Origin of the sequence: Rhodopseudomonas sp. B29 (genome assembly GCF_000333455.1) — a bacterium.
GTDB lineage: Bacteria > Pseudomonadota > Alphaproteobacteria > Rhizobiales > Xanthobacteraceae > Rhodopseudomonas.
The window spans coordinates 1-7,500 of record NZ_BADD01000179.1 but is presented as its reverse complement, the minus strand read 5'-3'; the positions used below and the strand labels follow the sequence as shown (position 1 = coordinate 7,500).

At 66.6% G+C, this 7,500-nt stretch carries 7 protein-coding genes and 1 pseudogene; 4 read left to right on the top strand and 4 right to left on the bottom strand.

The features are described 5' to 3' along the window. A partial coding sequence (locus I5M_RS06465; protein ID WP_022720650.1) for an NAD-dependent epimerase/dehydratase family protein occupies window positions 1-537 on the bottom strand: 537 nt, incomplete at its 3' end. A 194-nt stretch (window positions 538-731) separates the two neighbouring features. On the opposite strand from I5M_RS06465, the gene waaC reads away from it, so the two are divergent. Continuing rightward, window positions 732-1,676: a lipopolysaccharide heptosyltransferase I gene (gene waaC / locus I5M_RS06460; RefSeq protein ID WP_031335612.1), complete on the top strand. Its 945-nt coding sequence runs from the start codon at window positions 732-734 to the stop codon at window positions 1,674-1,676. On the opposite strand, the gene I5M_RS06455 is transcribed toward waaC, so the two are convergent. From I5M_RS06455 to waaF, 3 genes and pseudogenes are all read right to left on the bottom strand, one after another. Next, the gene (locus tag I5M_RS06455) at window positions 1,669-2,220 is read right to left on the bottom strand and encodes an HAD-IIIA family hydrolase (protein ID WP_022720648.1); all 552 of its coding nucleotides are present in this window, start codon (window positions 2,218-2,220) and stop codon (window positions 1,669-1,671) included. The genes waaC and I5M_RS06455 overlap by 8 nt on opposite strands. Beyond that, window positions 2,220-2,805, bottom strand: a pseudogene (locus tag I5M_RS29270) (D-sedoheptulose 7-phosphate isomerase). Before I5M_RS29270 ends, I5M_RS06455 begins: the two are co-directional and overlap by 1 nt. Window positions 2,806-2,866: 61 nt before the next feature. Beyond that, complete coding sequence (waaF, locus tag I5M_RS06445; protein ID WP_022720646.1) at window positions 2,867-3,946, bottom strand: lipopolysaccharide heptosyltransferase II; 1,080 nt, start codon at window positions 3,944-3,946, stop codon at window positions 2,867-2,869. A gap of 174 nt (window positions 3,947-4,120) precedes the next feature. On the opposite strand from waaF, the gene rfaD reads away from it, so the two are divergent. The 3 genes from rfaD to I5M_RS06430 all read left to right on the top strand — a co-directional run. Beyond that, window positions 4,121-5,104 (top strand): ADP-glyceromanno-heptose 6-epimerase, encoded by a 984-nt coding sequence (rfaD, locus tag I5M_RS06440; RefSeq protein WP_031335610.1) that lies wholly within the window; start codon window positions 4,121-4,123, stop codon window positions 5,102-5,104. Window positions 5,105-5,126: 22 nt separating this feature from the next. After that, window positions 5,127-6,599, top strand: a complete 1,473-nt coding sequence (gene rfaE1, locus I5M_RS06435) for a D-glycero-beta-D-manno-heptose-7-phosphate kinase (protein ID WP_022720644.1) — start codon at window positions 5,127-5,129, stop codon at window positions 6,597-6,599. 31 nt (window positions 6,600-6,630) lie between these two features. Further along, window positions 6,631-7,500: capsular polysaccharide biosynthesis protein (locus I5M_RS06430; RefSeq protein ID WP_022720643.1), on the top strand; the 870-nt coding region annotated here is incomplete at its 3' end.

The following is a 7,500-nucleotide window of genomic DNA, read 5'->3' as shown; positions in this document are numbered from 1 at the left end:
GCGGGCCTGCGGATCGGCGCCGGCGACGTTGAAGTAGCGCAGCGCGACGTAGTTGAGGCCGTAGGCCTCGGCGGCGTCGTGCAGCATGATCTCGGTCATCAGCTTGGAACGGCCGTACGGCGACAGCGGCCGCGTCGGCGCATCCTCGCTCACGGGCGTACGGTCGGGATTGCCGTAGACCGCTGCGGTGGAGGAGAAGATGAACTTGCCGACGCCAGCTCTCACGGCGGCGCTGAGCAGATTGCGCGAGGTCGCGGTGTTGTTGCGATAGTAACCGAGCGGATCGCGCATCGACTCCGCCACGATCACCGAGCCGGCGAAATGGATGATGGCATCGACGTCGTGCGAGGCGATGACACCCGCGACGAGATTTTCATCGCCGGCATCGCCGATGAACAGCGGCACGCCCTCGGGCACGGCATGCGAGAAGCCGGTCGACAGATTGTCGATCACCACGACGCTCTCGCCAGCCTCGGCAAGCGCCAGCACGGTGTGGCTTCCGATGTAACCGGCGCCGCCGGTGACCAGCACGGTCATGATCGGGTCTTTCGGTTCAAGGCCATCTGGATCAAGTCCAAAGTCGTCGGTCGTTCAGCCTGTCGACAAAGGATGGAATTGCGGTATAGCGAAGCCCAAATCCGGCGCCCCGATCCCTTCGGCGCGCCCGCAATCGACTTTATGGTTGCCAATCTATAACCGTATCCGAGCCTTTTGGCGGCCGTATGGGGTCGATGACCGACATCCTCATCATCAAGACGTCGTCGCTCGGCGACGTGGTGCATCAGATGCCCGCGGTCACCGATGCGGCCCGCGCTTGCCCGGGCGCACGGATCTCCTGGGTGGTGGAAGAGGCGTTCGCGCCGCTGGCGCGGCTGCATCCGGCGGTCGGTGAAGTGATTCCGGTGGCGACGCGGCGCTGGCGATCGCAACTGACGCAGCGATCGGCATGGCGCGAGATCGCCGACTTCGGCGCGCGGCTGCGCGAGGCTGATTTCGACCGGGTGATCGATACGCAGGGGCTGACCAAATCGGCCGTGATCGCCAAGATCGCCAAGGGCGAGCGCCACGGCTACGACGCGCAGAGCATCCGTGAACCGTTCGCGTCGCGCTTCTACGATGTGCGCCACAGCGTCAGCCGCGCACTGCATGCGGTGACGCGCAACCGGCTGCTGACAGGACTGTCGCTCGGCTATCAGCCTGCAGCGGAGATCGACTACGGCCTGATCGCGCCGCCGAAAGCCGGCAATGAGCGCACCGCGTTGCTTCTGCATGGCACGTCGCGCGCCTCCAAGGAATGGCGCGCCGAGGATTGGATCCAGACCGGGCGTTGGCTGCAAAACAGGGGACTAACCGTTGTCTTGCCCTGGGGCAGCGAGGCGGAGCGGCTGCTGTCGGAGCGGCTGTGCGAGGCGATTCCGGGCAGCCGTGTGCTGGCGCGCCAGGCGCTCGATCTCACTGCGCAAGTGATCGCCGGCGCATCGCTGGTGATCGGCGTCGATACCGGGCTTCTGCATCTCGCTGCGGCCTATCGCGTGCCGTTGGCCGGCATCTACGTGTCGACCGATCCGGGACTGACTGGCCCGGCCGGCAGCGGCGCCATGACGGTGCTGGGCGGCAAGAACGGCGGGCCGTCGGCGCGTCAGGCGATCGAGGCTGCGGAGCGGCTGCTCAGTTAGGAACCGGAGTGGGGCGCAGCGCACCGGCGAGTACCTGTGCGACGAAGCCGTCGATGTCTCCACCTTTGAACTGATAGCCGGGCAGGCCGGCGGCCTGTGCCGCCTGAATGTCGACGTCGCTGTCGCCGATCACGAAGCTGTTCGCCATGTCGACCGGCCAGGCTTTCGCCAGATCGAGGATCATGCCGGGGCCGGGCTTGCGATCGTCGCAATCGCGGCGATAGGCCTCGACGATGCCGTCGGGATGATGCGGGCAGAAGCGGATGTCGTCGATGACGGCGCCTTGGGAGCGCAGTTCCTCGAACATCCAGCGATGCAGGGCGCGAACTTCGTCCTCACCGAATAGTCCGCGCGCGACGCCGGATTGGTTGGTAATCACCAGCACGTAATAGCCGGCCTCGTTGAGACGCCGGATGGCCGCGGAGATACCCGGCATCCAGCGAAAGCGATCGCGGCTGCCGACATAATGATCGTTGTAGTTGATGACGCCGTCGCGATCGAGAAACGCAGCCGGCCGCCGCGGCGGTTGGCTCGCGCTGCTCATCAGGCCGCAGCGCCGAGCCTGTGCTCGACCTCGTCGCAGATCGCGTGGCCGGCGAGCAGATGGATCTGCTGGATGATGGCTGTCTCCGCGCTCGGTGCGGCGAGCAGGTGATCGCAATGCGCCGCCATCGCGGTGCCGGCGCTGCCGGTCATGCCGACCGTGACGAGGCCGCGTGCGCGCGCGACCTTCAGCGCAGCGAGCACGTTGGGTGAGCGTCCCGACGTAGTCATGCCGATGAAGACGTCGCCGCGCTGGGCCGAGGCCTTCGACCTGCCGGGCGAACACGTGGTCGAAGCCGTAGTCGTTGGCGATCGCCGTCAGTGCCGAAGTGTTCGGTGGTGAACGCGTTCGCCGGCCAGGCCGAGCGCTCGCGTTTGTAACGGCCGATGATCTCGGCGGCGATGTGCTGGGCGTCGGCGGCGCTGCCCCATTGCCGCGATTGAGGATCTTGCCGCCGCCGCGTAGCGCCGCGATGCAGGCTGCCGCGATGGTTCGCGTTGCGTCCATCAGGGCGGCGTCCTTCAACGCCGCCGCGAGCGCGTCGAGCGAGTTCTGGAAATGCGCGGCGATGCGGTCGTGGCTCAAGTCTCACCCGATGGTTGGACGGTCGGCATCGGTAAAGCCCAAGGCGCCGGTCGGCGCAAGGCTAGGTCGGATTGGGGGACAGGCCGGCACCGGCGAGCGCCGCCATGGCGGCCGTCATCACGTCCTCGACCGGGATGTCCCGCATGCAGCGATGATGCAGCATCTTGCAGGTCGGCTTGTGGCAGGGGCGGCACGGAATCTCCGTCTTGGCCTGGATCACCGCCTCGATCGGATTGAGCGGGGCATAATGCCAAGGGCTGGTCGGGCCGAAAATGCCGATGGTGCGGCTGCCGATCGCCGCCGCGACATGCAGCAGGCCGGAATCGTTGGAGATTACCAGATCGGCGGCAGCGAGCCCGAGAATGCCGTCACGGAGGTCGGTGCCGGTGAGGTCGCGCACCCGCGGGCCGCCGGCGGCGACGATCTCGGTCGCTTTCTCCGTCTCGCCGGGGCCGCCGATCACCCACACCTCGAAACCGCGATCTGCCAAAGCTTTTCCGGCCTCGACATAATAGGTCCAGCGCTTGGACGGCCCGACGGCGCCGGGCGCCAGTGCAACGACGCCGCTGCCTTTCAACCCGCGACGCTCCCGCCACGCTGCGATTTCTGCTTCGGGGACAACGAGTTGCGGCTCGGGCCAATCGAGCGGAAGCTCGATATCCGGCGGCAGCGCAAGCGCCGCACAGCAGTCGATCATCCGCGGCAGCTTGCGTTCGCCGCGCCGCCAGTCGTTGAGTAGGCCGAACCGGACTTCGCCGATGAAGCCGGTGCGGTTGGGGATGCCGGCCAGCCATGGCGCCAGGGTCGATTTCCAGGTCCGCGGCATCACCAGCGAATCGCCGTAGCCCTCGCGGCGCAGGCGGGCCGCCAGTTCGCGCTGCTTGCCAAGCGCGATCTTGCCGCGCGGCAGATCGTAGACGATCGCCTGCCGGACGCCGGGCATATAGTCGACCAGCGGCGCGCACAGCGTGGTGGTCAGGACGTCGACCGGCCGATCCGGCCAGCGGTCCTTGAGCACGCGCACGACCGAGTGGCACCGCACGAAATCGCCGATCCACATATAGGGGATCAGCAGCACCGGGCTGGTGCTGTGCCGGTCGGCCGCCTGGGCCAGGCTGGATTTGAGCGAATCGTAATTCATTTATAGACGCGGGGCCCGAGGCTCCTGGCGGGATTTCAGCCTATGGCGGTAAAGGCTGCGCCGCCCGCCGTCCAGCCGGGATTTCGAATAGCGGTCTTGGGATCGGTTTGTCCCCGGCTTGGCGTTGCCTGCCGAACCGGTCTGGGCAAAGGTGGCCGCGCAAATCGAGGCGGGATTCATGCTGCTTGTCCCGGGGGCGCCGGGTTCATCGGATCGAACATCGTTGCGGCGCTGAACGAGGCCGGCCGCGCCGACGTCGTGGTGTCGGACGTGCTCGGTCACGACGGCAAATGGCGCAACCTTGCCAAGCGCCAGCTCGCGGACTTCGTGCCGCCGGCCGATCTGGTGTCCTGGCTGCAGGGCCGCAAGCTCGACGCCATCTTCCACATGGGGGCGATCTCCGAGACCACCGCCACTGACGGCGATCTGGTGATGGAGACCAATTTCCGCCTGTCGCTGCGGTTGCTCGATTGGTGCACCGAGACGCGCACGCCGCTGATCTACGCGTCGTCGGCCGCGACCTATGGCGATGGCGAGCAGGGCTTCGACGACGATCCGTCGCTCGAGGCGCTGAAGCAGCTGCGGCCGATGAACCTCTATGGCTGGAGCAAGCATCTGTTCGACCTCGCGCTGCTCGAGCGCGCGCGGCGCGGCGACAAGCTGCCGCCGCAATGGGCCGGACTGAAGTTCTTCAACGTGTTCGGACCTAACGAGTACCACAAGGGCGCGATGGCCAGCGTGCTGTCCAAGCGCTTCGACGACATCCGCTCGGGCCGCGTCGTGCAGCTGTTCAAATCACATCGCGACGGCATCGCCGACGGCGATCAGCGCCGCGACTTCATCTATGTCGATGACGTCGTGCGGGTGATGATGTGGCTGTTCGCGACGCCGTCGGTCAGCGGCCTGTTCAATGTCGGCACCGGGCAGGCTCGCAGCTTCCGCGATCTGATGCTCGCCGCCTACGCGGCGCTCGGGCGCGAGCCGAACATCGAGTACATCGACATGCCTGAATCGATCCGGAACAGCTATCAGTATTTCACCGAGAGCAAAACAGACCGGCTGCGCCGCGCCGGCTATAACGGCGGCTTCACGTCGCTCGAGGACGCGGTCGCATCGTATGTCGGCGGGTATCTCGACCGCAGCGATCNGTATCGCTGACGCCGCCGGAGCGTGGAGTTCAATGTTGGATTTCGACATTCTGCTGCAATCAATCGCCCGCCAGACCGTGCTGTGCGTCGGCGATCTGATGCTCGATGAGTTCGTTTACGGCGAGGTCTCGCGGATTTCGCCCGAAGCGCCGGCACCGGTGATTGCGGTCCAGCGCAGCGAGATCAATATCGGCGGGGCCGGCAATGTCGCCCGCAACGTCGCGGCGCTCGGCGCCCGCTGTCTGTTCGTCGGCCTGATTGGTGACGACGTTGCCGGCCGCACGCTGTCGGATGAATTGGCCAAGGAGCCTTTGATCGAAGCGCACCTGGTGCGCGATCCGGCGCGGCCGACCACCCGCAAGGTGCGTTTCGTCTCCGAGCATTTCTCCACACACATGCTGCGAGCGGACTGGGAAACGGCATCGGCGGCCACTGGTGAGGTCGAGCAGCGACTGATCGACGAGATCATGCCGCTGGTCGAGCACGCCGATATCGTGCTGCTGTCGGACTACGCCAAAGGCGTGCTGACGGCCCGGCTGATCGCAGCGGCGATCGAAGCCGCGCGGCAGCGTGGCAAGCGCATCATCGTCGATCCGAAGAGCGCAAATTTCGCACTCTATCGCGGCGCCACTTTGCTGACGCCGAACCGCAAGGAATTCGCCGCCGCGACCCGTACCGCGGCCGAGACGACGGACGAGATCGCCGTCGCCGCGCAGGATGCGATCGCGCTGGCCGAATGCGAAGCGCTGCTGGTGACCCGCAGCGAGCACGGCATGACGTTAGTGCCGAAGGGCGGCGAGGCGATCCACGTGCCGGCGCTGCCGGTGAAGGTTCGCGACGTTTCAGGCGCCGGCGACACGGTGGCGGCGACGCTCGCTGTGGTGCTCGCGGCAGGCGCCGACTGGGCGACCGCGATGCGGGCGGCGAGCGCCGCTGCCGCGGTCGCGGTCGGCAAGAACGGCACCGCCGTGGCGACCCCGGCGGAACTGCGCCGCAAGGTGCTGCCGCATGCTTCGCTGGCCGCCGAGGAAAAGATCGTCGGCCATCCCGATGACCTCACGCAGCGTCTGACGGAGTGGCGCCGCGAGGGACTGCGGGTCGGCTTCACCAATGGCTGCTTCGACATCCTGCATCCCGGCCACGTCAAGGTGCTGACCGCGGCGCGCCGCGCCTGCGATCGCCTGATCGTCGGTCTGAACAGCGACGCGTCGGTGCGCAGGTTGAAGGGCGAAGGTCGCCCGGTCCAGAACGAGCGCGCCCGTGCCGAGGTGCTGGCGGCGCTGGAAGCGGTCGATCTCGTCGTGATCTTCGAGCAGGACACCCCGCTCGAACTGATCACCGCGATCGAACCGAGCGTGCTGGTGAAGGGCGGCGACTACACCCGCGAAACCGTGGTCGGCCACGAGATCGTCGCCGCCAGGGGCGGTGAGGTGCTGCTGGTCGACACGCTGCCGGGACACAGCACCACCTCGCTGGTGGCGCGCGCACGCGAGGGCCAGCTATGAGCCGGACCGCGCCGAGCAGAGTGCGCGTGCGATGACACCGATCACGCGCTTCACCTATCGAAACTGGCTGATCGCGCTGCACGACGTGCTGGCGACCGCCGCGGCCGTGGTGTTGACCTTCCTGCTGCGCTTCGACGGTCAGGAATTGTGGGACCGGCTGCCGCTGCTGCTGAAGATCCTGCCGTACTTCGTCGTGTTCAGCTTCTTCGTCTGCTACGTGTTCCAGCTCACCACGACGAAGTGGCGCTTCATCTCGATCCCGGATCTTCTGAATATCCTGCGCGCGTCGAGCGTGCTCACCGTGGCGTTGTTGGTGCTCGACTACATTTTCCTCGCGCCCAACGTCTACGGCACCTTCTTTCTCGGCAAGACCACCATCGTGATCTACTTCTTCATGGAGGTGGCCTTCCTGTCGGGCCTGCGACTGACCTATCGCTACTTCCGCTACACCCGCGCCCGCAATAAAGCCCGCACCATGGATGCGGCGCCGACCTTGCTCATCGGTCGCGCCGCCGAAGCCGAGGTGTTTCTGCGCGGCGTCGAGAGCGGCGCGGTGAAGCGGCAGTGGCCGATCGGCATCCTGTCGCCGGCAATGTCGGATCGCAATCAATCGATCCGCGGCATCCCGGTTCTCGGCGGCATCGACGACCTGTCCAACGTCGTCGAGGATTTCGCCAGCCGTCAGCGTCCGATCGAGCGCGTCGTGATGATGCCGTCGGCGTTTGAGGACGACGCGCAGCCCGAATCCGTGCTGATGCGCGCCCGCAAGCTCGGCCTCGTCGTCAGTCGTCTGCCGTCGCTGGAAGAGAGCCGCGACACGCCGCGGCTGGCGCCGGTCGCGATCGAAGACCTGCTGCTGCCGCCGACCGTGCGGATCGACTATGACCGCTCGAGCGTCTTC